The sequence below is a fragment of the Pseudomonas sp. SDO5271_S396 genome (assembly GCF_054071795.1).
Genome location: NZ_JBSVWB010000043.1, coordinates 1 through 24,650 on the forward strand (window position 1 = coordinate 1; position 24,650 = coordinate 24,650).

The 24,650-nt window shown below is 62.4% G+C and carries 22 protein-coding genes; 9 read left to right on the top strand and 13 right to left on the bottom strand.

Translation table 11 applies throughout. From position 1 onward, the window contains the following. Positions 1-67: 67 nt before the first annotated feature. The 8 genes from dctM to ACW9IN_RS23525 all read right to left on the bottom strand — a co-directional run bounded on the left by dctM (position 68) and on the right by ACW9IN_RS23525 (position 8,786). Positions 68-1,348, bottom strand: a complete 1,281-nt coding sequence (gene dctM / locus ACW9IN_RS23490; RefSeq protein WP_457368055.1) for a C4-dicarboxylate TRAP transporter large permease protein DctM — start codon at positions 1,346-1,348, stop codon at positions 68-70. Beyond that, positions 1,348-1,980, bottom strand: a complete 633-nt coding sequence (locus ACW9IN_RS23495; protein ID WP_457368056.1) for a TRAP transporter small permease — start codon at positions 1,978-1,980, stop codon at positions 1,348-1,350. Before ACW9IN_RS23495 ends, dctM begins: the two co-directional genes overlap by 1 nt. Before the next feature lie 180 nt (positions 1,981-2,160). Then, positions 2,161-3,144 (bottom strand): C4-dicarboxylate TRAP substrate-binding protein DctP, encoded by a 984-nt coding sequence (dctP, locus tag ACW9IN_RS23500; protein ID WP_457368057.1) that lies wholly within the window; start codon positions 3,142-3,144, stop codon positions 2,161-2,163. Positions 3,145-3,382: 238 nt separating this feature from the next. Further along, positions 3,383-4,198: an HpcH/HpaI aldolase/citrate lyase family protein gene (locus ACW9IN_RS23505; protein ID WP_457368058.1), complete on the bottom strand. Its 816-nt coding sequence runs from the start codon at positions 4,196-4,198 to the stop codon at positions 3,383-3,385. 14 nt (positions 4,199-4,212) lie between these two features. Further along, positions 4,213-5,406 carry a CaiB/BaiF CoA transferase family protein gene (locus tag ACW9IN_RS23510; protein WP_457368059.1) on the bottom strand — a complete coding sequence of 398 codons (1,194 nt, stop codon included), beginning with the start codon at positions 5,404-5,406 and terminating at the stop codon, positions 4,213-4,215. A gap of 9 nt (positions 5,407-5,415) precedes the next feature. Then, positions 5,416-6,765, bottom strand: a complete 1,350-nt coding sequence (locus ACW9IN_RS23515; protein WP_457368060.1) for an MmgE/PrpD family protein — start codon at positions 6,763-6,765, stop codon at positions 5,416-5,418. Between the two features lie 10 nt (positions 6,766-6,775). Beyond that, on the bottom strand, positions 6,776-7,939 hold the full coding sequence (locus ACW9IN_RS23520) for an acyl-CoA dehydrogenase family protein (RefSeq protein WP_457368061.1): 1,164 nt from the start codon (positions 7,937-7,939) through the stop codon (positions 6,776-6,778). Between the two features lie 28 nt (positions 7,940-7,967). Next, positions 7,968-8,786, bottom strand: coding sequence for an FAS1-like dehydratase domain-containing protein (locus ACW9IN_RS23525; RefSeq protein WP_457368062.1), 819 nt, complete (start codon positions 8,784-8,786; stop codon positions 7,968-7,970). Between the two features lie 255 nt (positions 8,787-9,041). On the opposite strand from ACW9IN_RS23525, the gene ACW9IN_RS23530 reads away from it, so the two are divergent. The 4 genes from ACW9IN_RS23530 to ACW9IN_RS23545 all read left to right on the top strand — a co-directional run bounded on the left by ACW9IN_RS23530 (position 9,042) and on the right by ACW9IN_RS23545 (position 13,216). Then, positions 9,042-9,941 (top strand): LysR family transcriptional regulator, encoded by a 900-nt coding sequence (locus tag ACW9IN_RS23530; protein ID WP_457368063.1) that lies wholly within the window; start codon positions 9,042-9,044, stop codon positions 9,939-9,941. Between the two features lie 63 nt (positions 9,942-10,004). After that, the gene (locus tag ACW9IN_RS23535) at positions 10,005-10,493 is read left to right on the top strand and encodes a GFA family protein (RefSeq protein ID WP_457368064.1); all 489 of its coding nucleotides are present in this window, start codon (positions 10,005-10,007) and stop codon (positions 10,491-10,493) included. Positions 10,494-10,584: 91 nt separating this feature from the next. Further along, positions 10,585-12,408 carry a serine hydrolase domain-containing protein gene (locus ACW9IN_RS23540; RefSeq protein ID WP_457368065.1) on the top strand — a complete coding sequence of 608 codons (1,824 nt, stop codon included), beginning with the start codon at positions 10,585-10,587 and terminating at the stop codon, positions 12,406-12,408. 16 nt (positions 12,409-12,424) lie between these two features. Further along, entirely contained in the window at positions 12,425-13,216 is a 792-nt protein-coding gene (locus ACW9IN_RS23545) for a MipA/OmpV family protein (RefSeq protein WP_457368066.1), read from the top strand. 32 nt (positions 13,217-13,248) lie between these two features. On the opposite strand, the gene ACW9IN_RS23550 is transcribed toward ACW9IN_RS23545, so the two are convergent. Together ACW9IN_RS23550 and ACW9IN_RS23555 are read right to left on the bottom strand one after the other, a co-directional pair. Beyond that, positions 13,249-14,526: an ATP-binding protein gene (locus ACW9IN_RS23550; protein ID WP_457368067.1), complete on the bottom strand. Its 1,278-nt coding sequence runs from the start codon at positions 14,524-14,526 to the stop codon at positions 13,249-13,251. Then, the gene (locus ACW9IN_RS23555) at positions 14,527-15,234 is read right to left on the bottom strand and encodes a response regulator (RefSeq protein WP_457368068.1); all 708 of its coding nucleotides are present in this window, start codon (positions 15,232-15,234) and stop codon (positions 14,527-14,529) included. A 156-nt stretch (positions 15,235-15,390) separates the two neighbouring features. Between ACW9IN_RS23555 and ACW9IN_RS23560 the strand changes: the two genes are divergently transcribed. Continuing rightward, complete coding sequence (locus ACW9IN_RS23560; RefSeq protein WP_457368069.1) at positions 15,391-16,590, top strand: MFS transporter; 1,200 nt, start codon at positions 15,391-15,393, stop codon at positions 16,588-16,590. Here the strand turns inward: ACW9IN_RS23560 and miaE are convergent. Continuing rightward, complete coding sequence (gene miaE / locus ACW9IN_RS23565) at positions 16,546-17,148, bottom strand: tRNA isopentenyl-2-thiomethyl-A-37 hydroxylase MiaE (protein WP_457368070.1); 603 nt, start codon at positions 17,146-17,148, stop codon at positions 16,546-16,548. The two genes, ACW9IN_RS23560 and miaE, sit on opposite strands and share 45 nt — an antisense overlap. Before the next feature lie 157 nt (positions 17,149-17,305). Between miaE and ACW9IN_RS23570 the strand changes: the two genes are divergently transcribed. Further along, positions 17,306-18,169 carry a universal stress protein gene (locus tag ACW9IN_RS23570; RefSeq protein ID WP_457368071.1) on the top strand — a complete coding sequence of 288 codons (864 nt, stop codon included), beginning with the start codon at positions 17,306-17,308 and terminating at the stop codon, positions 18,167-18,169. Positions 18,170-18,241: 72 nt separating this feature from the next. Here ACW9IN_RS23570 and ACW9IN_RS23575 read toward each other — a convergent pair whose 3' ends face one another. Further along, a complete protein-coding gene (locus ACW9IN_RS23575; protein WP_457368072.1) occupies positions 18,242-18,712 on the bottom strand; it encodes a DUF1289 domain-containing protein in 471 nt (156 codons plus the stop codon). Positions 18,713-19,108: 396 nt separating this feature from the next. On the opposite strand from ACW9IN_RS23575, the gene acnB reads away from it, so the two are divergent. Both acnB and ACW9IN_RS23585 read left to right on the top strand, forming a co-directional pair. Continuing rightward, a complete protein-coding gene (gene acnB / locus ACW9IN_RS23580) occupies positions 19,109-21,718 on the top strand; it encodes a bifunctional aconitate hydratase 2/2-methylisocitrate dehydratase (RefSeq protein WP_457368098.1) in 2,610 nt (869 codons plus the stop codon). A gap of 12 nt (positions 21,719-21,730) precedes the next feature. After that, the gene (locus ACW9IN_RS23585) at positions 21,731-21,877 is read left to right on the top strand and encodes a hypothetical protein (RefSeq protein ID WP_457368073.1); all 147 of its coding nucleotides are present in this window, start codon (positions 21,731-21,733) and stop codon (positions 21,875-21,877) included. A 616-nt stretch (positions 21,878-22,493) separates the two neighbouring features. On the opposite strand, the gene ACW9IN_RS23590 is transcribed toward ACW9IN_RS23585, so the two are convergent. Beyond that, positions 22,494-23,771 carry a serine/threonine transporter gene (locus ACW9IN_RS23590; protein WP_457368074.1) on the bottom strand — a complete coding sequence of 426 codons (1,278 nt, stop codon included), beginning with the start codon at positions 23,769-23,771 and terminating at the stop codon, positions 22,494-22,496. Between the two features lie 250 nt (positions 23,772-24,021). Here ACW9IN_RS23590 and ACW9IN_RS23595 point away from each other — a divergent pair, with 250 nt between their 5' ends. Continuing rightward, on the top strand, positions 24,022-24,636 hold the full coding sequence (locus ACW9IN_RS23595) for a TetR/AcrR family transcriptional regulator (RefSeq protein ID WP_457368075.1): 615 nt from the start codon (positions 24,022-24,024) through the stop codon (positions 24,634-24,636). Positions 24,637-24,650 lie beyond the last annotated feature (14 nt).

A 24,650-nucleotide genomic window follows, 5' to 3' on the forward strand; every position in this document is an offset into this window, starting at 1 on the left:
AGCCTGTGAATCTGGCAACTGACACACCGCCATCGCGGGCAAGCCCGGCTCCCACATTTTTTACATGTTACATCCCCAACCAGTGCGGCAACGCCAGGGAGATGAACGGCAGGTAGGTGACCATGATCAGGAACACCAGCAGGATCATCAGCCACGGCAGCGCCGCGCGGATGGTCTGCCCCAGGCTCAGGCCGGTTACCGCCGAAGTCACGAACAGGTTCAGCCCCACCGGTGGATGCACCAGGCCGATTTCCATGTTGACCACCATCACGATGCCCAGGTGAATCGGATCGATGCCCAGCTTCATGGCGATCGGGAAGAAGATCGGCGCCAGGATCAGCACGATGGCCGACGGCTCCATGAAACTGCCCGCCACCAGCAGCACAATGTTGACCATGATCAGGAACCCGATCGGCGTCAGCCCTTCCGAGATCACCCACGCGGTGATTTCCTGGGGGATCTGCTCAGTGGTCAGCACATGGGCGAACAGCATGGCGTTGGCGATGATGAACATCAGCATGATCGCCAGGCGCCCGGACTCCAGCAGCACCTTGGGGCAATCGCGGAACTTCATGTCCTTGTAGATGAACAGCGCGACGAACGCCGAGTACACCGCTGCCACCGCCGCCGCTTCGGTCGGGGTGAACATGCCGCTGTAGATCCCGCCGAGGATGATCACCAACAGCAACAGCCCCCAGAACGCACGACGTGCGCAGCGCAACCACTCACGGAAGGTCGCCCGTGGCTGCGCCGGCAGCTTCTTGATGCGCGCGACGATATAGATCGCCACCATCAGCATCAGGCCCAGCAGGATCCCAGGAATCACCCCGGCCATGAACAGCTTGCCCACCGAGGTTTCCGTGGCCGCCGAGTACACCACCATCACGATCGACGGCGGAATCAGGATGCCCAGGGTACCGGCGTTGCAGATGATCCCGGCGCCGAACTCCTTCGGGTAACCGGAACGCACCATGCCCGCCACGGCAATCGAACCGACCGCCGCCACCGTGGCCGGCGAGGAGCCCGACAGCGCCGCGAACAGCATGCACGCCAGCACCGCCGCGATGGCCAGACCGCCTCGGATGTGGCCGACACAGGCGTTGGCGAAGTCGATCAGCCGCTGCGCCACGCCGCCGGTGGTCATGAACGCCCCGGACAACAGGAAGAACGGGATCGCCAGGAAGGTGTAGGCGTCGGAGGTCTCGAACAGCTTGATCGCCAGGGAACTCACCGAGTCCTGGCTGAACATGAGGATCGACACCGCACCGGACAACCCGAGGGAAATCGCGATCGGCACGCCGAGGAACATGAACACGAACAACAGCAGAAACAGACAGAGCACGGCCATCAGTGACGCTCCTCATGGCTGCCGGCCAACTTGCTGGCCTCACCGGCCTCGTCGGCCAGCCCCAACCCGACCTGACGGTGGGTAAAGATGCGGTAGAAAATTTCCAGGTAGCGGATGAACACCATGGCGAAACCGATGGGCACGATCACCACGATGTCGCCGACGTCCACGCCGTACTGGTCGAGGTCTTCGGCGCCGATATGGGCGGTCATCACCGCACTGACCCACTTGTAGCTGGCAATCATGAACAGCCCGGCATAGGCCAGGCAGCACAGGCAGGCCAGCATGCCGAGAATGCGCTGCACCGGGCGCCTGGTCAGCTTGACCAGCGCGTCCACGCCCAAGTGGCCGGCAGTGAGCACGCCGTAGGAAATACCGAAGAAGATCAGCCAACCGAACATGGCCTTGGTCAGCGCCACGCTCCAGGTCATGTCCTGGGCCCAGGTCATCGATCCATCGCCCAGGGCATTGAAGAAGTCACTGGTGAACGTCCATTTGTCCGCCAGGGAAAAGAACAGCGTGTAGATGTTGTTGAGCATGACGTAGACGAAAGTCACCAGGGTCATGGCGGCCAGCAGGAAAGCGATGAAGCCTTCCTCCAGGTGCTCCCAGACGCGCCTTAGCGTTTGCATGGCAAAACCTCGCGAAGCGGGAATGATGTCGGAGTGGAAACCGGGTCAGACTGTGGGAGTGGACCTCTGTGGGAGCCGGGCTTGCCCGCGATGGCATCAACTCGGTTCTACAGGGACACCGAGTTGCCCGTATCGCAGGCAAGCCAGCTCCCACACAGGCCTGTCCTCGTCTGCCAATGCTTACTGGTTGGAAGCGTCCGCCGCCTTGATCAGGTCAGCCCCGATCTCGCCTTCGAACTTCTGCCACACCGGGCGCATGGCTTCGCGCCACAGTGCGCGCTGCTCCGGGGTCAGCTCGATGATTTCGCTGGTCTTGGCGTCGACGATTTTCTGCTTGGCCGACTGGTTCAGCGCTTCGGCCTGCTTGTTCACCTCGACGGTGACTTCGGCCATGATCTGCTCCAGGGTGCTGCGTACATCCGGCGGCAGGCCGGTCCAGAACTTGGCGTTGGTGATCACCATGTAGTCGATCAGGCCATGGTTGGACTCGGTGAAGTACTTCTGCACCTCGTTGACCTTCTGGCTTTCATAGTTCGACCAGGTGTTCTCGGTGCCGTTGACGGTCCCGGTCTGTAAGCCCTGGTACACCTCGGCAAAGCTCATCTTGCGCGGGTTGGCGCGAATCGCCTTGAACTGTTCTTCGAGCACGCTGGAAGCCTGTACGCGGAATTTCAGGCCACGGGCGTCCTTGGGTTCATGCAGCGCCTTGTTCGAGGACAGTTGCTTGAGGCCGTTGTGCCAATAGGCCAGGCCGAGGATGTTCTTGTCCTGCATCGAGGTCAGCAGGGCCTTGCCCTGGGCGGCCTGGAAGCGGTCGACCGCGGCCAGGTCGTTGAACAGGAACGGCAGGTCATAGATCTGCACCTGCTTGGTGTATTGCTCGAACTTGGCCAGGGACGGTGCCAGCATCTGCACGTCGCCCAGCAGCAGGGCTTCCATTTCCTTGCCATCGCCGAACAGCGACGAGTTCGGGTAGACCTCGACCTTGACCTTGCCGGGCAGGCGTTCTTCCGCGAGCTTCTTGAACAGCAACGCGCCCTGGCCCTTGGGGGTGTTTTCGGCAACCACGTGGGCGAACTTGATGACAATCGGGTCCGCCGCCTGGGCCAGGCCCGCGGCGAACAAGGTAGCGGCGCAGAACAGCGCCCGGGAGAGCTTGAGCATGGAAAATCACCTTCTTATTGTTGTGTTGTAAGGCAAGGTGCCTGATGTGACGCGTGTAGTGAATTTCGATTTTTTGATACCTGCGTTCGGTGTGGACGAACGCCAGTTCTGAGAGCAACAAAGATGCAGCGTGGGAGCTGGCTTGCCTGCGATAGCGCTGTGTCAGGCAAGACTGCTGTCGGCTGTGCCACCGTCTCGCAGGCAAGCCAGCTCCCACAGATTGATAGGGTTCCTCCTGCTAGATATGGGTGGCCAACAGCCGTTGCGCGCGCAACAACACCGGCGCATCCACCATCTGGCCATCGATCTGGAACGCCCCTGCCCCGCTGGCACCGGCCTCTACCACGCGCTGGGCCCACGCCAGGTCTGCGGCGCTGGGCGCCAGGGCCTCGTGAATCACCGCCACTTGCTTGGGATGGATGCACAGCGCCCCGGCAAACCCCATCTCATAAGCATGCCGAATCGAGCGGCGCAGCCCGTCGGGGTCGTCGATGGCCGGATGCACACCGTCCAGCGGCGCCACCAACCCGGCAGCACGGGAATGCACGATCAAGCTCAGGCGGGCCTGGTCCAGGGCAAAGCGTGCGGCCGGGGTATCCGTGCTCAGGTTCAAGTCCAGCGCCAGGTCCAGGCCGCCGAACGACAGACGCTCCACCTGGGGGGCGTGAGCGATCTCGGCCACGGCCAGCAAACCCCGTGCGCTTTCGATGATCGGCCAGATCACCTTGCCGGCGGCGGCCACCACCGCCACCTGAGCAGCGCTTTCGACCTTGGGCAGCAGCACGCCGGCGACGTTTGCATGGGCTTTGCAGAACGCCACATCTTCAAAATGTTCGGCGTGTTCCGGCGCGTTGATACGCACCCATACCCGGGCCTCGGGACTGCCTTGCAGAAACACGCCGAGGTTATCCCGCGCCTGGCGCTTGAGCGGTTCTTCCACCGCGTCTTCAAAATCCACGATCACCGCATCGGCGCCGCTGGCCAGGGCCTTGGCAAATCGATCCGGGCGGCTGCCCGGCACAAACAGCGCAGAACGAACGAATGGCATTGGCATCATTGAATTCCTTGTTAGATGACGCCGCGCGTACGCAGGCTGTCGATGGCCTCAGCCGAATAACCGAGCTGGTCGAGAATCGTCTGGCTGTGTTGCCCCAGCGCCGGAACGGCATCCATGCGCGGGGTGAACGCCGCATTGCGCGCCGGTGGCAGCAACGACGGCAACGGGCCCGCCGGGCTGGCGACTTCACGCCAGCTGTCACGGGCCTTGAGTTGCGGGTGGTCCCACACGCCTTGCATGTCGTTGACCCGGGCACTGGCGATCTGCGCGTCTTCCAGGCGCTGTATCACTGCTTCGGCATCCAGCTGGGCAAAGCTGTCGACGATGATCTGGCGCAGCACTTCGCGGTTGTTGGAGCGCTTGAAGTTGGCGGAAAAACGCTCATCCGTCGCCAGCGCCGGGGTAAGCAGCACCTTGTCGCAGAATGCCGTCCACTCGCGCTCGTTCTGCAGGCCGAGCATCACGGTGCCGCCGTCGCCGGTGGGAAACGGCCCATAGGGGTAGATCGTCGAATGCGCCGCGCCGGCGCGGGGTGGCTGAGGCGCGCCGTCGAACGCGTAGTACATCGGGTAGCCCATCCACTCCACCAGGCTTTCCAGCATGCTCACGTCGATGCGACTGCCTTGACCGGTCTTGCCGCGCAGCAGCAGCGCCGAAAGAATGCCGCTATAGGCGTACATGCCCGCCGCGATGTCGGCGACCGAGCAACCGGCCTTGGCCATCTGATCGTCACCGGGGCCGCCGGTCACCGACAAAAAGCCGCCCTCGCTCTGGATCAGCAAGTCATAGGCTTTCTTTTTCTCGTAGGGGCCGCCCTCGCCATAACCGGAGATGTCGCACACGATCAGGCGTGGAAAGCGTTCGTGCAGCGCCTCGAACGACAGGCCCATGCGCGCCGCCGCGCCCGGCGCGAGGTTCTGCACCAGCACATCGGCATCGGCCAGCAAGGTGTCGAGAATATCCCCCGCCTCGTCCTGCTTGAGGTCCAGGCTCAGGCTCTCCTTGGAGCGGTTGGTCCACACGAAATGCGAGGCCAAACCGCGCACGCGCTCGTCGTAGCCGCGGGCGAAGTCGCCGACACCCGGGCGCTCCACCTTGATCACGCGGGCGCCGAGGTCCGCCAGTTGACGGGTGCAGAACGGCGCGGCAATCGCGTGTTCCAGGCTGACAACAGTGATGCCGTCCAGTGGTCGTTGGTTATTCATGACAGTTCCTCAAAGCCAATGGGCCATGGACGCGGCGTTACGCAGGTCCCAGACCCGTTCGATCAGCGCCTGGGCCTGGGCCGGAGTGCGGGCGTTGCTGAAGTGGGTCAAGCGCTGGAATTTATCGGCCAGCTCTTCCCGGCTCAGGGTGTTGCCCGGGTCGCCCTTGGGCTCATCGATGGCGCCCTGCACGGTACGTCCATCGAGGGTGGTGACCGTGACGCGGCCCAGCCAGCGCTGCGGGTAGGCGTCGTCGACCTCGGGATCGAGGGTCATGCTGACCTTGTCGCGAAAGGCAGACACCGCCGGATCGGTCAGGGCCTGTTCGTGAAACTCGGTCAGCCCGGCCTTGCCGTGTACCGCGATCAGGCCCAGCACGGTGCCCATGGAAAACTTGGCCTGGTGCACGGTGGCCGGCACCGTCACGCGGCCCAGCACGTCGATGGCGCCTTGATGCACGCGGGTTTCCACACGGGCGATCTGGTCGGCACCGAGGCCTTCGCGCTGCATCAGGTCCAGCAGCGCATCGGCGGCAGGATGGGTGTGACGGCACGACGCGTGGAACTTGAACGAGGTTTCCAGCAGTGCCCAGCGGCTGCCCAGCCCGGCGGACAACTTGGCCGGTTGCGCGTCGGTGGACATCCCGGCGGCAAGGCCCTGATCGCCTTCGAGGATATTGCGCGCGCCGCTCAGCCCTTCGGCCGTGAGATACGCCGCAAGCAAGCCATCGGCGGCGGCCTTGGCGGTGTGCAATTGCTTGGAGTCAGCGGCGTCGCGCAGGAACTCCCACAACCCGGCCGCCTGGGTGCCGGCGCTGCCGAGCAGGTTGATGAACTGTTCTTCGTTGAAATCGAGCAACTTGCCCACCGCCACAGCAGCGGCCAGGGTGCCGACGGTGGCCGTGGTGTGAAAGATGCGGTAATGGGAGCGCCCCATGAACTCGCCAATGCGGATCCCGGCTTCATAGCCGGCCACCGACGCCAGCAACAGGTCGCGGCCGGACTTGCCGAGGTCTTGAGCCGCCGCCAGGGCGGCAGGGAAAACCACCGTGGCCGGGTGCAGCACCGAGCTGTTGTGCAAGTCGTCCTGTTCGACCAGGTGCGACGACGCGCCATTGACCAGCGCGGCGAAATACGCGCTGGTGCTGCCGCCGTTGACGATCACCTGCGCAGGCCCCGTGGCCGGGCCCATCTTGTGTGCGTAGCGCTCGAACAGCGGAATCGGGTGCGCGCCCTGGCTGGCCAGCGCCGAGGCCAGCCAGTCGAGGTAGAGGTCTTCGGTGCGCGCCAGCACCTGTTCGGGCAAGTCTTCGTAGTTCAGGCCGGCGAGAAACCGGCACAGGGCTTGGGTATGGCTCATGGTCAGGCCCTCAGAAGCTGCGCGGCAGCTCGAGCAGGTGCTCGGCCACGTAAGACAGGATCAGGTTGGTGGAGATCGGCGCCACCTGGTACAGACGGGTCTCGCGGAATTTGCGCTCCACGTCGTACTCGCAGGCAAAGCCGAAGCCGCCGTGGGTTTGCAGGCAGGCATTCGCCGCTTCCCACGACGCCTTGGCCGCCAGGTACTTGGCCATGTTGGCGCTGGCCCCGGCATTCTGACCGCTGTCGTATTCCTCGCAGGCACGCCAGCGCATCAGGTCTGCCGCTTCGATCTCGATGTGCGCTTCGGCAATCGGGAACTGCACGCCCTGGTTCTGCCCGATGGGTCGGCCAAACACCACGCGGTCGCGGGCATAGGCGCTGGCCTTTTCGATGAACCAGCGACCATCGCCGATGCATTCGGCAGCGATCAGCGTGCGCTCGGCGTTGAGGCCATCGAGGATGTATTTGAAGCCCTTGCCCTCCTCGCCGATCAGGCTGTCGGCAGGCAACTCCAGGTTGTCGAAGAACAACTCGTTGGTCTCGTGGTTGACCATGTTGGCGATGGGCTGCACGGTCAGGCCGTTGCCGATGGCCTCGCGCAGGTCGACCAGGAAGATCGACATGCCTTCGGACTTTTTCTTCACGTCGGCCAGCGGCGTAGTGCGCGCCAGCAGGATCATCAGGTCGGAATGCTGGATGCGCGAGATCCACACCTTCTGGCCGTTGATCACGTACTTGTCACCGCGCTTGACCGCAGTGGTCTTGATCTTGGTGGTGTCGGTGCCGGTGGTGGGCTCGGTGACGCCCATCGATTGCAGGCGCAGCTCACCGCTGGCGAGCTTGGGCAGGTAGAAGCGTTTTTGCGCCTCGCTGCCATGGCGCAGCAGGGTGAACATGTTGTACATCTGGCCATGTACGGTGCCGGAGTTGCCGCCGCAACGGTTCACCTCCTCAAGGATCACCGAGGCTTCGGCCAGGCCGAGGCCGGAGCCGCCATATTCCTCAGGGATCATCGCCGACAGCCAGCCGGCGTCGGTCAGGGCCTTGACGAAGGCTTCGGGGAAGCCTTTTTCTTCGTCGATCCTGCGCCAGTAAGCCGCGTCGAATTCGGCGCACAAGGCGCGCACGCCTTCGCGGATGGCATTGAGTTCTTCATTGTGATTCGGGTTCATTAACGGCTCTCCGCCTGTTGTTCTTGGATTATTCGAAATGGACGTGGGCTTGTTGCGCGAGGCCCTGGGCGTTACCCGCCCACAATTCGGCGACACCTGGCTGGGTGACCCGGCCACCGACTTCAAACGGCTGCGGCGCAATCAACGGGCGCACGCCGCGATAGGCAAAACTGCGCAAGGTCTTGTCGGGGTGGGCACGGCAAAAGGCGCGCAGGTTCAAGGTGGCGATCAGCGGCCCGTGCACCACCAGGCCCGAATACCCCTCGGTGCCGGTGACATAGGGATAGTCGTAGTGAATGCGGTGGCCATTGAAGGTCACTGCGCTGTAGCGGAACAGCAAAGTGGGAGTGGGCTCGACGGCTTCGCGCCATTCGCCCTCCGCCAGCGCCTCGCCGTTGCCGGCCTTGGGTGGCGTGGGCTCGCGGTAGACAATGTCTTGTTCTTCGCGAATCGCCAGGTGCCCGTTCTGGGAATAGTCATGGCGCACGGTGACGAACAGCAGCGAACCGGTGCGGCCAACCTTTTCCTCGACCTGGGTGATGGTCGAGACACGGGTGGCCGCCTCACCGGCACGCAGCGCCTGCACGAATTCGATACGCCCACCGGCCCACATGCGGTTGCGGTTGTCGGCCGGCGGCAGGAAACCGCCACGGGCCGGGTGGCCGTCGGTTCCCAGGGCCGCTTCCGGCAGCGGGTCCTGGAAAAAGCACCATTGCCACAGCGGTGGAATCGGCGCGCCGTCCTCCGGCACTGGCTCGCCAAAAGTGGCGGCAATGCGTTTGAGCAGGTTATGGCTCAAATGGTCGTGGGTGGTTTCGCTTCGGCCGATCCAGTCTGTGACGCTCATCGAGTGCAAGTCCTCGGGCAGTGGGTGTCTGCCCCGGATCATGCAAGCGCCCGCCCGTTCTGAGAATTTGCATTTCAATAAACCAGCGTTCGGTTATGCTGAACGCCGCCATTGAGTCCAACAATACAGCCCTGTGGGAGCTGGCTTGCCTGCGATAGCGGTGTGTCAGTCAAAATATTCGACGACTGACCCATCACTATCGCAGGCGGCCAGCTCCCACATTTGGCATTCACCGTTGCCGAAACAGGAGCCACCATGCACTTCGATCTGGCCGACCTGCGCCTGTTCATCCATATCGCCGAATCCCCCAGCCTGACCCAGGGCGCCAAGCGTGCGTTCCTCTCGCCCGCTGCCGCCAGCGCGCGGATCAAGGCGCTGGAGGGCCAACTGGACACGCGCCTGCTGTACCGCGACAGCCGTGGCGTGGAGATCACCCCGGCGGGCGAACGCCTGCTGCACCATGCGCGGCTGATCATGCGTCAGGTGGACTACCTGAAAAGCGAATTCACCCAGTACGGCGTGGATTCGGCAGGCCATATCCGCATCTTTGCCAACACCACGGCGGTCACCGAATTTCTGCCCGAAGTGCTGGCCGGGTTCCTGTCCAAGCGCCCCGGGGTGACGGTGGACCTGCAAGAACGCCTGTCCCGGGATATCGTGCGCGGCGTGCTGGATGGCACCAGCGACATGGGCATCATCGCCGGCCCCGTCGAAGCGGCGGGCTTGCAGGTGCTGCACTTCAGCACCGATGAACTGGTGCTGATCGTGCCGACGGACCACCCGCTGGCCGGTCAGACCTCGGTGAGCCTGGAACAGACCCTCGCCTATCAACACATCGGCCTGCACGAAGGCAGCACCCTGCTCAGTTTTTTGCGTGAACATGTCGAGCGCCTGGGCAAGCACCTGTCGTTGCGCATTCAGGTGTCGAGCTTTGAAGCGATCTGCCGGATGGTCGAGGCAGGCGTGGGCATCGGCATCATTCCCGAGTCCGCCGCCGTACGGCACAGCCGCACCATGCAACTGGTGACGGTCAAGCTGGACGAAAGCTGGGCGATCCGCGAGCGCAGCATCCTGGTGCGTGAGCTGGAAGCCCTGCCGGGTACCATCCGGGCCTTGATCGCCACCTTGATGCCGGAATCGGCCAGTTCCGGCTGAATGGGACTAAGGTAAGAGCCAAGCTTCGATAAGCCGAGCCTCGATAACTACCGGAGACACCCCATGCAGCTCGAAGGATCCTGCCATTGCGGCGCCGTGACGTTCAGCCTTCACAGCGACCATCCCTATCCCTACCAGCGTTGCTACTGCTCGATCTGCCGCAAGACCCAGGGCGGTGGCGGTTATGCGATCAACCTGGCCGGTGACGCCAACAGTTTGAAGGTGCGCGGGCGCAAGCTGATCTCGATCTACCACGCCCGGCTCAAGCCCACCGGCGCCAGCCGCGCCCATGCGAGCACGGCCGAGCGGCACTTCTGCTCACAGTGCGGCACCGCCTTGTGGCTGTTCAGCCCGGAATGGCCCGAGTTGATCCACCCGTTTGCGTCAGCCATCGACACGCCGCTGCCGGTGCCGCCGGAACATACCCACCTGATGCTCGGGTCCCGGGCGCCCTGGGTGGAGGTCTCGGTGCGCAAAGGCGACTTGCAATTCGATGAATACCCTGAAGAGTCCATCGCCCAATGGCATGCCCGTCAGGGATTGGCGCCTTAACATTCTTTGACAGTTTCCCGACAAAGCTGTCAAAGACCGTGGACGACCCCGCGCCTAGCATTCGAGCATCCCAACCACCCGGATGCTTTTCATGCTTCGCACATTGCGTGGTATTCCGTTGCTGGGCTGTCTGCTGGGCAGCCTGGGTTGCCATGGGCAGCCGCCCGCTCCGCCGTCGATCCCCAAGGGCGACTACAGCGCGATCATTCGCTACCTGCAAACCCGCATTCCCCGGGAAATGGCCCGCCAGCATGTGCCGGGGCTGTCCATCGCGCTGGTCAACGGTCAGGAACTGATCTGGGCGCGCGGCTTCGGCATGGCCGACAAGGCACTGGGTGTGCCGGTGACGCCGAACACGGCGTTCCGCGCCGGCGCGATTTCCAAGTTGCTGACCGCCACCGCCGCCCTGCAACTGGTGGAGCAACAGCGCCTGGCGCTGGATGCGCCGATCCAGCAGACCTTGCGCGAGTTCTACGTGCGCTCGCGCTTCCACGCCGACCAGCATGACGCCGACCGGGACATCACCCTGCGGCGCCTGCTCAGCCATCAGTCCGGCTTGCCCAGCGAACATTTGCGCGACCTGCGTAACAGTTATGCCATGGGCCAGATGCCGATGCGCCTTTCCGGGGTATGGCTGAGCACACCACCCGGCACCCAGGTGGCGTACTCCAATCTCGGTTACGCGCTGGTGGGAGCGGCCATCGAGCGCAGCAGCGGCAACGACTTCGAAACCCGCCTGCAACACAGTCTGCTCGCACCGCTCGAGATGTATCACTCCAGCTTTGTCGGCACCGGCGCGCAGCTCAGCTTCCGCGCCCTGGGTTATCAGGACGGCGCCGCCAGCACCGACGCCCAGGTGCGCGACCTGGCCGCCGGCGGCTTGTGGGCGAGCCCCAAGGACTTGAGCCATTACGTGCAGATGCTCTTCGCCGGGGGTGTCTACAAGGACAAGCAGGTGCTGGGCAAGCCGTTGATCGAGCAGATGTTCACCCAGCAGAACAGCGGCAATGCGCTGGATTTCGACTGCCAGATGGGCCTGGGATGGTTTCTTGCGCCCTGTGGCGACGAGCCGGTGGCCCCGGGGATTCGTACCTATCAGCACAGCGGCGGTGGCGATGACTTCGCCGCGCAACTGACCCTGTTGCCGGACCAGCAACTGGCAGTGATCGTCATGGCCAACGACAGCAATGCCGAAGACCTGGTAGCCACGCTGACCACCGACACCCTGCGCCTGATGCTTCAGGCGCAAAGCGGCGATGCACCCTGCGCCGAAGACTGCCAGACGCCGGCCCATGGCCTCAAATTGCGCCAGGTACCGGCGGCCATAGACCGCAAGCGCCTTGCCGGGTTCTACGCCACCGCGTGGGGCATATTCCGCATCAAGGACGAGCGTGACCGGCTGCAAGGCGAGCTGGCCGGCCTTGACTTCGAACTGCTGCGCGACGACCAGGGTTGGCTGCGGGCCCAGAAAAAAGTACTGGGCTTCTGGCTCAAGGACCTGGGCGAGCTTGGCCAGGTGCAGCTCGACGTGGTGACCGTACAGGGTCGGCAAATGCTGACCGCACGCAGCCACGGCCAGCGCATCGCGATTGGCGAACGCATCGAAGCACCGCCGCTGCCCCTGGCCTGGGCCGACACCATTGGCACGTATCAAGTGCTCAACAGCCACGAGCCCGACGCACCACTCAGTGGCATCAGCGTGCGCCTGGAAGAGGGCTTCCTGGTGATCCGCGGCCAATTGCACGACCAGCCGCTGACCGACTACATCCTGCTGCCGGTGGACAACGCCCATGCGGTGCTGGCCGGCAACGGCTACGGACTGGGCGACACGGTCAGCCGCCAGGTCAACGGCCTGAGCGCTTCGGGCTACGCCTTCAAGCGCACCGAATCGCCCCACCCACCCCTGATTTTCTAACCTGGACGAAAGCCCGATGCGTGTAAAAAACCTGTGCCTCTCGATTACCTCACTGTGCCTGCTGGGCGGTGCCGACACCGTGCGAGCCCAGGACTGGGAATACAGCCTGAAAGCCGGCGTGGCCAACCTGCCCCGCTACAGCGGCAGTGAAGAACGCGTGACCACGCCATTGGTCGGCGCCGCCGTGATCAGCCCGTGGGGGCTGTTCCTCGACACCGACAAGGGCCTGGGCTGGGGTTATGAAGGCAACGCCTTGAGCTTGAGCACCTACGTCGGACTCAGTGGCTCGCGCAAAGACAAAACCAAGAGCGGGCGCCTGGGCGCCGACCGGCTCAAGGGCATGGGGGAAATCAAGTCACGCCCGCAATTGGGCGTGAGCGCACGTTACAACCTTGGCGCAGTGATCGTCGGCGCGACGCTTGAGCATGCACTCAAGGAAGACGATCACAAGGACAGCGGCGAGGCTTTCACCAGCCTCGAACTGAGCCTGGGCACCAACCTGTACGATGGCCGCTACGGCAGCGTGGATGCCGCCATCAGCAGCCGCTTCGGTGACGATAACTACCTGCAGACCTGGTACGGCGTGACCACCGGCCAGGCCGCCCGCAGCCGCTTTCGCGCGTACAACGCCAAGGGTGGGCTGGTCAGCAACGGCCTGAACCTGACCTGGAGCCTGCCGATCAGCGAGCGCACGCAGTTCAGCACCTTGCTGGATGTGCAGTACCTGGCGGATGAGGCGGGCAAAAGCCCGATTGTGGAGAGGCGCTTGCAGACGTCGGTGATGGGGTTGATCGAATACAGCTTCTGAAGCGCCGGCCCGCGCCCTCGGCGCGGGCCGCCTTATTCGGCGTAGGCCCAGGTCATGCGGAACGACGCCCCGCCCCACTCCGAATCCAGCACTTCCACCTGCCCGCCATGCCATTGCGACACACGCTGCACCAGCGCCAGGCCGAGGCCGAAACCACCGGTGCGGCGATCGCGGCTGGCGTCCAGGCGCATGAACGGCTGGAAGATCTTCGCCCGGCCCTCCTCGGGCACGCCTGGGCCGTCGTCGCACACGCGCACTTCATAGCCACTGCCGAACTTGACCAGCGACACTTCCACCCGGCGCTCGGCGTAACGGATGGCGTTGCGCAGCAGGTTGATCACCGCACGCGCCATAAAGCGCGGCTCGATCTGGATAAAGTCCACCTCACAGGTGCGCAACGACAGTTGAACGCCAGCGGCCTCGGCTTCCAGGGCGACACTGCCGATCACGCTGTCGAGCCAGCTGTGGGCTTCGATGCGCTCGCGCGTCACCTGGGTGGCGCCACGCTCCAGGCTGGCGTAAGTCAGCAGTTCGGAGACCATTTCTTCCAGCTCGCCGAGGTCGGCGTACATATCGCTGATCAGCTCACGCCGCTGGCGAGGGTCGGTTTGCTGCTTGAGCTGATCGAGTTCGAACGACAGGCGTGCGATGGGCGTACGCAGCTCGTGGGACACCGCGTTGGTCAGTTCGCGCTGGTTGGCGATCAGGCTTTCGATACGCTCGGCCATCTGGTTGAAGTGCCCAGCCAGTTCGCGCACGGTGGAGCGTCGTGGCAGCAGAATGCGCGAACCCAGGTCGTTGTCACCGAAACGTTGCGCCGCCAGGCGGATATGCTCCAGGTCGCGCCAATGCGGGCGCACCCAGAAATACAAGACAATCGCCAGGCTCAACCCCAACAGACTGTAGGCCCACAGGTACAGCCACTTGGGTTCTTCGGGCAGCTTGATATTGAGCAATTGCGGACCACCGTCGATATTGGCGATGAATTCCATGAAATCACCGCGCACCACCAGCTTTCCGGTGGCCAGCAAGTGCTGCTCGCGGGCACTCAGCGCCAGCTCATCGCGCTGCACCAACTTGAGGTGCAGTCCATAGTGGGGTTGCAGTTCGGCCAGTCGCGCGGCGCGGTCTTCGCCGGCCAGCGGGCGCAGTTGCTCGACCAGGCCGTAGGCCGGGCCGCGCAGGGCCTCGCGGTTGTAGGTTTCGTTGGCTTCGGGGAGCAATTCGTCGAAGGTGTAGTTGACCAGCCAGATCGCTCCCGCCAGTCCCAGCGCCAGGATGATGTACAGGCGCATGTAAAGCCGCAGCATCTAGACCTCCCACGCAAACGGGTTGAACAAGTAGCCCTTGCCCCAGATGGTCTTGATGCACACCGGCTCCCGGGGGTTGTCGTTGAGTTTGCCGCGCAGCTTGCTGATGTACACGTCGACGCTGCGGTTAAGGCCGTCGAAGGCAATGCCGCGCATGCGGTTGAGAATGTCATCGCGGGACAGGATGGACCCGGAATTGCTGGCCAGCAGCCAAAGCAGCTCGAACTCCATGGTGGTCAGATCGAGCTTGTCGTCGCCCAGGCTGACCACCCGGCAACTGCGGTCGATCACCAACCGGCCGAACGTCAGGGAGCCGCGCACGGTCGGCTCCGGCGCCTGACGGCGTTGCAATGCGCGCAGGCGTGCCAGCAGCACCGGAGGCTTGATCGGCTTGATCACGTAGTCATCGGCGCCGGACTCCAGGCCCAGGATATGGTCCAGGTCGTCTTCCTTGGCCGTGAGAATCACGATAGGCGTGTCGGACACGGTGCGAATTTCGCGGCACACATGCAGGCCGCTCTGGCCGGGCAGCATCAGGTCGAGCACGACGATCTTGGGCTTGAAGTCCAGGAACGCGGCCAGGGCTTCATCGCCACGGTGCACCACGTGCACGTCAAAGCCATGCTGTGACAGAAAATGCGCGATCAGCCCGGCCAGCTTCTCGTCGTCCTCAACGAGCAAGACTTTGCCCAGTCCCAGGTTTTCCATAAATTCTCAATGTGCGACACGGATTGAAGTGCGGGCATTATAGGTGGCAAGCTGCGCAACTAAAGCAGCTGGCCAGCATTGCCCGACGAAGCTTCATGGTTTTAAGAGTTTTTTACAAAAAGCCTGCAGTCTTTAACGCCATTCACAAGGAGCGGTATGCGCAAGGACTACCTGGCGTTCTTTATTTCTCTGTTTCTCTCGCGGCTGGCAGACCAGATTCTGTTGTTCATCGTCCCGCTGATCGTATTTCAGACCACCGGCAGCGTGTCCTGGGCGGGGCTGGCATTTTTCGTCGAGTCATTGCCTCGCTACCTGGCGTTCCCCGTGTGCGGGGCCTTGTGCGACAGGTTTTCCCCGGTGCGTATTCTGCACATCAGCCAGATTTATCGGGCGCTGGCCTGCGTACTGGCGGTCGCATTGTACGCCGCGTTCGGCGGCATTCACTGGATCGTGCTGCTCTCGGCACTGTGCGGCGTGTTGACCACCCAGGGCATCATGGCCCGTGAAGTGCTGATGCCGCATATTTTCCAGCTCTACAGCTACACCAAGACCCTTTCCTATTCGCAGATTGCCGACCAGACCGGGCTGGTGCTGGGCCCGCTGTTGGCGGCATTGATGCTCGAAGCCTGGAGCTGGTCCTGGGTGGTGCTGACGGTGGCCGGCCTGTTCCTGCTGGCGGACCTGGCGATGCGCGTGTGGCAGCGCCGCAGCCAGGTGCATCTGGAAGTGTTCGAGCAGCACCGGGACATCTGGTTGCGCCCCGTGCTGATTGCCTTCGGGCATATCCGCCGCCTGGCGGAGCTCAAGCGCATCATCACCCTGGCAGTGGGCGTCAACCTGATCATCGGCGTGACCCTGGCCACATCGGCGGCGATGGTCACCGGCCAGTTCTCGGCGGGCAAGGACGCCTACGCCCTGCTGCAAGCGGCGGGCGCGCTGGTGACCATCGGGATTCTGTTTTACCTGGCGCGCGCCGGACTGTCGCTGAAGGTGTTGGGCGGCCTGTCCTACTCGATGATTGGCGTCGGCGCGTTGATCATGGCGCTGAGCCCGGGGGTCTGGGTGTACGCCGTCGGCTTCCTGCTGGTCACCGGCTTCGACAAAATGTTCAACGTTTATCTGCGCAGCACCCGTCAACGGGTGATTCCGGTGCAGGACTTCGGCAAGACCGTGGGCGTGATCACCCTGCTCAACAACCTGGCCCAGCCGCTGGCCGGCCTGCTGATTGCGCTGCTGGCCGCGCCGCTGGGAACGCAGACGGTGATCCTGTTGCTGGTGGCAATCACCGCGCTGATCGGCGTGGCCGTGGCCTCAGGCTGGCACGCCACTGTGAAAGCGGAACTCGATGTCGGGTGACTCGATCAGTTCCTGCTCGGCCGCCCTCACGCGCTCGATTACCTGAGCGATGTCCTTGGCGTCACCGTACTGGTAGGCCAGTTTCAGATAACCCTGGAAGTGCCGCGCTTCGCTTTTGAGCAGACCGAAGTAGAACTTGCCGAGCTCTTCGTCCAAATGCGGTACCAGCGCTTCGAAACGCTCGCAACTGCGGGCTTCGATAAAGGCGCCAACCACCAGGGTGTCCACCAGTTTGACCGGTTCATGGGTGCGCACCACTTTGCGCAAACCCGAGGCATACCGACCGGCATTCAACTGACGCAACTCGACTTTGCGCTTTTTCATCAGGCGCATGACCTGTTCGTGGTGCACCAGCTCTTCACGGGCCAGGCGCGACATCATATTGATCAGGTCAACATGGCTGTAGTACTTGGCGATCAGACTCAGGGCGGTGCTGGCGGCTTTGAATTCGCAATTCTTGTGGTCGATCAGCAAGGTGTCCTGATCGGCCAGCGCGGCCTGGACCCAGGCATCGGGGGTGCGGCAGCCGAGGAATTCGTGGATTTCGGGCAGGTTCATCAGGCTCACGGGCAAAAAGGGTCACAAAAGGGCGCCGATTATACCGACCGCGCCGCAGACCACCAGCCACCGGCCTTGATGCGCGTCAAGATGACGTCTGGCGCGCAGCAACTATAGTTGTGCCAGACCCTTTCGTTCTCGCCCCGGAGATCCGTCCATGCAAGCCATTCGCAGCATCCTGGTGGTCATCGAGCCCGAACATCCGGAAAGCCTGGCCCTCAAGCGCGCCAAACTGATCGCCGGCGTCACCGGCGCGCATCTGCACTTGCTGGTGTGCGACCGCAAGCACGAACACTCGGCGCTGTTGAGCCTGCTCAAGGCGGGGCTGCAGGAAGACGGCTATAGCGTCACCACCGAGCAGGCCTGGAATGACAGCCTGCATGAAACCATCATTGACGTGCAGCAGGCCGAGGGTTGTGGCCTGGTGGTCAAGCAGCACTTCCCCGACAGCCCGCTGAAAAAGGCTTTGCTGACCCCGGCCGACTGGAAACTGCTGCGCTATTGCCCGACGGCGGTGCTGCTGGTCAAGACCGCAACGCCCTGGGCGGGCGGCGTGATCCTGGCGGCAATCGATGTGGGCAATACCGATAGCGAGCATCGATCGCTGCATAACTCCATCATCGACCACGGTTTCGACATCGCCCGCCTGGCCAAGGCGCAACTGCATGTGATCACCGCCCATCCATCGCCCATGCTGTCGGCGGCGGACCCGACGTTCCAGCTCAAGGAAACCATCGAGACGCGCTACCGCGAGCAATGCAAGGCCTTCCAGGCCGAATTCGACGTGGACGACGCCCACCTGCATGTGGTGGAAGGCCCGGCGGATGTACTGATTCCCCATGCAGCACTTAAATGGCACGCCAGCGTGACCATCATCGGCACGGTGGGACGTACCGGTATTTCCGGAGCGCTGATCGGCAATACGGCGGAGGTGGTGCTCGATGAGGTGGAAAGCGATGTGCTGGTGCTCAAGCCCCAGGAGTTGATGGACCATCTGGAAGAGATGGCCACCAAGCCCTGACACTGCCCTTTCAAACCATGAAAATCTCCGTGGGAGCTGGTTTGTCAGCTCCCACAAATGCTTTGTAGGGTGTCAGGTGGAAAATACATCCTTGAGAAAGCCCGGGGCGATATAGCGCTGGTAATGCGCTTCGGAAAGGATGAAGAACTCCCGGTCAATGGCATCGCGCAATTCCGGCAGGGCCCACTCCCGAAACTCCGGCAACAGCACCATGCCATAGGCTTCCAGGTTGGAGATCACCCGGGCGCCACGGGCGATCAACTGGTAGGCCCAGCAGTATTCGGACTGGTGCGGCACGAAGCGAATCTTGCGCTGCTCCAGCTGGCTGCGCAGGGCCTTGGGATCGAATACCTCCAGCTTGCCGGCCATCACCTGCACCAGCAATTGCTCCAGGCGCAGCCACACGGCGCGTTTTTCTTCTTCGTTGTAACCGTTCCACTGCACGACTTCGTGGTGGAAGCGCTTGCAGCCACGGCACACGAGATCGCCGTAGACCGTGGAGCACAGGCCGACGCAGGGGGTCTTGATGGTTGAGTTGGACATGGGCAACGACACGCACATCAGCGAAACAATGCGCCATGTTAGCCCTTTGTCTAAGGTTGATCACCCAGCAAACTTGGCGAGGCAACTTACCTTTAGAAATTTTTTGCCGTAGAATCATCCGGCCTTGTAAGGCGCCAATAATCCGCTGGAAGCTGTTTTCAAAGCGTCACGAGCACAGTCGTTCCTTCAGAACGGTGTTGGCGATGGTCTTGACTCGGTAGGTCAACGCCCTCGCCAACCCTCATCAGCTCCGTTCTGCAGGCGTAAAACTTTGAAAGCAGCTTCTATGAGGAATGCCGGCAGCGCTGGCTTTGCGGCCCCAAAAGCCCCCGAGCGCATGCGTGCCGTTCATTTCTGGATGAGCGTCCCGTGGGACCACTGATGAGGGTAATAACTGTGCTTGAAGCCTACCGCAAACATATCGAAGAGCGTGCCGCCCTGGGTATCGTTCCCCAGCCGCTTAACGCCGAACAAACCGCAGGCCTGGTCGAGCTGCTGAAGAATCCCCCGGCTGGCGAAGAAGAATTCCTCGTTGACCTGATCACCAACCGCATTCCGCCAGGCGTTGACGAAGCTGCCTACGTCAAGGCCGGTTTCCTGGCCGCCCTGGCCAAGGGTGAAGCCACCTCCCCTCTGCTGGACAAGAAGCGCGCCGTTGAGCTGCTCGGCACCATGCAGGGTGGCTACAACATCGTGACCCTGGTCGACCTGCTCGACGACGCCGAACTGGCTCCGGTTGCCGCTGCGCAACTCAAGCACACCCTGCTGATGTTCGATGCCTTCCACGACGTGGCTGAAAAAGCCAAGAAAGGCAACGCCCACGCCAAGGCCGTGATCCAGTCCTGGGCCGACGGCGAATGGTTCAGCAACCGCCCTGTCCTGGCCGACAAGATCAGCCTGCGCGTGTTCAAGGTCACCGGCGAAACCAACACCGACGACCTGTCCCCTGCTCCGGATGCCTGGTCCCGCCCTGACATCCCGCTGCACGCCCTGGCCATGCTGAAAATGGCTCGCGAAGGCATCGTGCCGGACGAGCAAGGCAAGACCGGCCCGATGAAGCAGATCGAAGAGATGCGCGGCCAAGGCTTCCCGATCGCCTACGTCGGTGACGTGGTCGGTACCGGTTCCTCGCGCAAATCCGCGACCAACTCCGTGCTGTGGTTCTTCGGCGACGACGTCCCTTATGTGCCGAACAAGCGCGCCGGCGGCTTCTGCTTCGGCAGCAAGATCGCACCTATCTTCTACAACACCATGGAAGATGCCGGCGCACTGCCGATCGAATTCGACGTGTCCAACATGAACATGGGCGACGTGATCGACCTGTACCCGCATGCTGGCAAAGTCTGCAAACACGGCACCGACGAAGTCATCACCACCTTCGAAATGAAGACCCCGGTGCTGTTGGACGAAGTCCGCGCCGGTGGCCGCATCCCGCTGATCATCGGTCGCGGCCTGACCGACAAGGCGCGTGCCGAACTGGGCCTGGGCCCAACCGACCTGTTCAAGCTGCCTGAAGCGCCTGTCGACACCGGCAAGGGCTTCACCCTGGCACAGAAAATGGTCGGCAAGGCATGCGGTCTGCCGGTAGGCAAAGGCGTTCGTCCTGGCACCTACTGCGAACCGAAGATGACCACCGTGGGCTCTCAGGACACCACCGGTCCGATGACCCGTGACGAACTGAAAGACCTGGCGTGCCTGGGCTTCTCGACCGATCTGGTGATGCAGTCGTTCTGCCACACCGCGGCCTATCCAAAGCCGATCGACGTGACCACCCACCACACCTTGCCTGACTTCATCATGACCCGTGGCGGTGTTTCGCTGCGTCCAGGCGACGGCATCATCCACAGCTGGCTGAACCGCATGCTGCTGCCGGATACCGTCGGTACCGGTGGTGACTCCCACACCCGTTTCCCGATGGGCATTTCGTTCCCGGCCGGTTCGGGCCTGGTCGCGTTCGCCGCAGCCACTGGCGTGATGCCACTGGACATGCCGGAATCGATCCTGGTGCGTTTCAAAGGCAAGATGAAACCTGGCATCACCCTGCGTGACCTGGTTCATGCAATTCCTTACTACGCCATCCAGAAAGGTCTGTTGACCGTCGAGAAGAAAGGCAAGAAAAACGCCTTCTCCGGCCGCATCCTGGAAATCGAAGGCCTGGAAGGCCTGACGCTGGAACAGGCTTTCGAGCTGTCCGACGCGTCGGCTGAACGCTCCGCTGCCGGTTGCACCATCAAGCTGTCCAAAGAGTCCATCACCGAGTACCTGAACTCCAACATCACCCTGCTGCGCTGGATGATCGGTGAAGGCTACGGCGATGCACGTACCCTGGAACGTCGCGCCCAAGCGATGGAAGCCTGGGTCAAGAACCCTGAGCTGATGGAAGCCGATGCCGACGCCGAATACGCCGAAATCATCGAGATCGACCTGGCCGACATCAACGAGCCTGTGCTCTGCGCACCGAACGATCCGGACGACGCCCGTCTGCTGTCCAGCGTTGCTGGCGAGAAGATCGACGAAGTGTTCATCGGTTCGTGCATGACCAACATCGGTCACTTCCGTGCTGCCGGTAAACTGCTGGATCAGGTCAAGGGGCAGCTGCCAACCCGTCTGTGGCTGTCGCCGCCGACCAAGATGGACGCTCACCAACTGACCGAGGAAGGCTACTACGGCATCTACGGCAAGGCCGGCGCGCGCATGGAAATGCCGGGCTGCTCGCTGTGCATGGGTAACCAGGCACGTGTAGAGCCGAACTCGACCGTTGTATCGACGTCGACCCGTAACTTCCCGAACCGCCTGGGTGATGGTGCAAACGTCTACCTGGCATCGGCCGAGCTGGCGGCAGTGGCATCCACCCTGGGTCGCCTGCCGACTGTCGAAGAGTACATGGGCTACGCGGCCAAACTGGACACCATGGCCAGTGACGTCTACCGCTACCTGAACTTCGACCAGATCGCCGAGTTCCGCAAAATCGCTGCAAGCGCCAACATCCCGGTGATTCAAGCCTAAGGTGTTGATGCAATGAAAACGCCGCGTATCGAAAGATACGCGGCGTTTTTTTATGCCTGGGATTTGGTATCGGCCGGCGTGTTGGGTGAGATCGAGTACATATCCGTTATTTGGGTAACGGCTGGGATTGGTTCCGCTCTTACAGCGGCTCACTTTTGAAGAGCGCAAAAGTAAGCAAAACGCTCTTGCCCCAACACTCGGTACCTCGCCTAGGCTCGGTATGCCCGTAATCCGACAGTGATTTGGGGGGTCGCCTAAGATCAAAATCAAGATCTAAAACAAAGCCAGAGCCAGAGCCGAATTGGATCTGCTTTTCTGTGGGAGCTGGCTTGCCTGCGATGCAGACACCTCGGTACATCAGGCACACCGAGTTGACGCAATCGCAGGCAAGCCAGCTCCCACATTTGGACCGAGATCGACAGAAAAGGATCGGTCGGCTACCAGGCCGCCGCGCTTTTGCTTTTGATCTGGAGCGCCCCGTCAAACACGCTGGCCGAACGCAGGCTTTGGAGCGTGGGTAACCCGGCAGGACGCCGGGTTAGCCGCGCTGGGCCAAGGATGGCCCATCGCGGCGGCCCACGCTCCAAAGCCGGAGTGAGGGCACACCGAGCCTAAGCGAGGTGCCGAGTGTTGGGGCAAGAGCCCTTTTGGTTACTTTTGGGGCTCTTTTCCAAAAGTGACCCGCTGTAAGAGCGGAACCAATTTCAGCCGTTACCGCAGCAACGGATATACACACCGAACCCCGCTACCGCAGGCAACCCACCCCCAAACAGCCTCAAACAAAAAACGAATAAACCACCGCACTAATCGCCACCAGTCCAACCGCCGTGACAAACACATTGGACGCCTGCCCACGGTATTTGGCCATGGCCGGAACCTTGCGGATCGCATACATCGGCATCAGGAACAGGATCGACGCAATGATCGGACCGCCCAGGGCCTCGATCATACCGAGGATGCTCGGGTTCAGCGTGGCGACAATCCAGCACACCACCAGCATAAAGGCGGCGGTCAAGCGATCCAGGGTCTTGGCGGCCGGGCGGCGACCGGTTTTGAGCACCAGGCCCTTGAGGCCTTCGCTGGCACCGATGTAGTGACCCAGGAACGACTTGGCAATCGCCACGAACGCAATCAACGGCGCGGCAAAGGCGATGGTCGGGTTATTGAAGTGGTTGGCCAGGTACGACAGGATCGACAGGTTCTGCGCCTTGGCTTCGGCCAGTTGCGCCGGAGACAGGGTCAGCACGCAGCTGAACACGAAGAACAGCACCATCACCACCATCAGCACGTGCGCGCGGGACAGGATCTGCGAGCTGCGCTCGTCTGCGTGCGCGCCGTACTGACGCTTCTGGTCCACCGCAAAAGCCGAAATGATCGGCGAATGGTTGAACGAGAACACCATCACCGGAATCGCCAGCCACAGGGTGCTGAGCAAGGCCGACGGTGCCGGCACCTCGCTGGCGGTGCTGAGAATGCCGCCATTCCAGTGCGGGATGAGGTACACCGCAAGGAACAGCAGCGCGACGATGAACGGATACACCATCAGGCTCATGGCCTTGACGATCACTTGCTCGCCGCAGCGCACCACCGCCAACAGGCCGAGGATCAGCACGAACGACAGGATCGCCCGGGGCGGCGGCAGGATGTGCAACTGGTGCTCCATGAAGCTGCTGACGGTGTTGGTCAACGCCACGCTGTAGATCAGCAGGATCGGAAAGATCGCAAAAAAGTACAGCAGGGTGATCACCGCACCGGCCTTGAGGCCGAAGTGTTCTTCAACCACGTCGGTGATGTCGGAACCCTCACGCCCGGACAGGACGAAACGGGTCAGGCCACGGTGGGCAAAGAACGTCATCGGGAACGCCAGCACCGCCAGGATCAGCAGCGGCCAGAAGCCACCCAGGCCGGCATTGATGGGCAAAAACAAAGTACCGGCGCCAATCGCCGTACCGAACAGCCCGAGCATCCAGGTGGTGTCCTGGCGGCTCCAGCTTGCGAGGGTTGCAGGTGTCGTTGCATAGCGTTCGTCGACGCTATTGGCCTGATCATTCATCCGGTCGGATCTCCGCATTTACACGGCCGGGACGAGTCAGAAAAACCTGACAGGCAGCGCCCCGACCATAGAAGGGGCGCGATTGTCCGGGATTCTCCTGAATAAGCAAAGACTTAGCTGAGGAACGGTTGTGCGGAGCAGGCATTTTTCGGGGGCAGGCGTTATAAATTCCCGTACAAATCTATTTTAGAATTCCCCGCATTCCTGTAGCTTCCAGGCGGTATCCGCCCTTTATTCTGAGAGCCCGCCCATGCCTCGCGTCTCCCGCAAACAAGCCGAACTCAACCGTGAAATCATCGTCGAGTCCGCCACGCATCTGTTCCGTGAGCGCGGGCTGCATGGCATCAGCCTGTCGGACGTGATGGCCGCCGCCGGCCTGACCCATGGAGGCTTCTACGGGCACTTCGCCTCCAAGGAAGCCCTGGCCACTGAAGCCTGCGAACTGGCCTTCAAACAATCGAACCTGATCTGGCAGGAAAAAATCGAGCGCAGTGACGACCCGCAGGCCGCTCGGGAGGCCATCCTGCGCCCGTACTTGTCGGCCTCGCACCGCGACAACCCGGGCGACGGTTGCCCGATCTCCGCGTTCACTCCGGACATGTGTCATGAGTCGGCGGACACCGCCCTGCACCACGCTTTCCTGCACGGGGTGGAGCAGTCGGTGGGGATATTCATGCAGTTGGAAGGCGAAGACCGTCAGGCCGCGCTGGCCCACTACTCGATGATCGTGGGCGCGTTGACCCTGGCGCGTGCAACTCGCGGCCATGATCTGTCGGACGAGTTTCTGGAGGCAGTGAGAAATACCCTGCTGCCAGATAAGAAATCGGACAACACCCTTGACAGCAAAGCCAGCGAACCCGCTTGATCCCCCTGTGCCCC

Coding starts and splice junctions, on each gene's coding strand:
- dctM (WP_457368055.1), bottom strand. CDS start 1,348: ATGGCCGTGCTCTGTCTGTTTCTGCTGTTGTTCGTGTTCATGTTCCTC.
- ACW9IN_RS23495 (WP_457368056.1), bottom strand. CDS start 1,980: ATGCAAACGCTAAGGCGCGTCTGGGAGCACCTGGAGGAAGGCTTCATC.
- dctP (WP_457368057.1), bottom strand. CDS start 3,144: ATGCTCAAGCTCTCCCGGGCGCTGTTCTGCGCCGCTACCTTGTTCGCC.
- ACW9IN_RS23505 (WP_457368058.1), bottom strand. CDS start 4,198: ATGCCAATGCCATTCGTTCGTTCTGCGCTGTTTGTGCCGGGCAGCCGC.
- ACW9IN_RS23510 (WP_457368059.1), bottom strand. CDS start 5,406: ATGAATAACCAACGACCACTGGACGGCATCACTGTTGTCAGCCTGGAA.
- ACW9IN_RS23515 (WP_457368060.1), bottom strand. CDS start 6,765: ATGAGCCATACCCAAGCCCTGTGCCGGTTTCTCGCCGGCCTGAACTAC.
- ACW9IN_RS23520 (WP_457368061.1), bottom strand. CDS start 7,939: ATGAACCCGAATCACAATGAAGAACTCAATGCCATCCGCGAAGGCGTG.
- ACW9IN_RS23525 (WP_457368062.1), bottom strand. CDS start 8,786: ATGAGCGTCACAGACTGGATCGGCCGAAGCGAAACCACCCACGACCAT.
- ACW9IN_RS23530 (WP_457368063.1), top strand. CDS start 9,042: ATGCACTTCGATCTGGCCGACCTGCGCCTGTTCATCCATATCGCCGAA.
- ACW9IN_RS23535 (WP_457368064.1), top strand. CDS start 10,005: ATGCAGCTCGAAGGATCCTGCCATTGCGGCGCCGTGACGTTCAGCCTT.
- ACW9IN_RS23540 (WP_457368065.1), top strand. CDS start 10,585: ATGCTTCGCACATTGCGTGGTATTCCGTTGCTGGGCTGTCTGCTGGGC.
- ACW9IN_RS23545 (WP_457368066.1), top strand. CDS start 12,425: ATGCGTGTAAAAAACCTGTGCCTCTCGATTACCTCACTGTGCCTGCTG.
- ACW9IN_RS23550 (WP_457368067.1), bottom strand. CDS start 14,526: ATGCTGCGGCTTTACATGCGCCTGTACATCATCCTGGCGCTGGGACTG.
- ACW9IN_RS23555 (WP_457368068.1), bottom strand. CDS start 15,234: ATGGAAAACCTGGGACTGGGCAAAGTCTTGCTCGTTGAGGACGACGAG.
- ACW9IN_RS23560 (WP_457368069.1), top strand. CDS start 15,391: ATGCGCAAGGACTACCTGGCGTTCTTTATTTCTCTGTTTCTCTCGCGG.
- miaE (WP_457368070.1), bottom strand. CDS start 17,148: ATGAACCTGCCCGAAATCCACGAATTCCTCGGCTGCCGCACCCCCGAT.
- ACW9IN_RS23570 (WP_457368071.1), top strand. CDS start 17,306: ATGCAAGCCATTCGCAGCATCCTGGTGGTCATCGAGCCCGAACATCCG.
- ACW9IN_RS23575 (WP_457368072.1), bottom strand. CDS start 18,712: ATGTCCAACTCAACCATCAAGACCCCCTGCGTCGGCCTGTGCTCCACG.
- ACW9IN_RS23585 (WP_457368073.1), top strand. CDS start 21,731: ATGAAAACGCCGCGTATCGAAAGATACGCGGCGTTTTTTTATGCCTGG.
- ACW9IN_RS23590 (WP_457368074.1), bottom strand. CDS start 23,771: ATGAATGATCAGGCCAATAGCGTCGACGAACGCTATGCAACGACACCT.
- ACW9IN_RS23595 (WP_457368075.1), top strand. CDS start 24,022: ATGCCTCGCGTCTCCCGCAAACAAGCCGAACTCAACCGTGAAATCATC.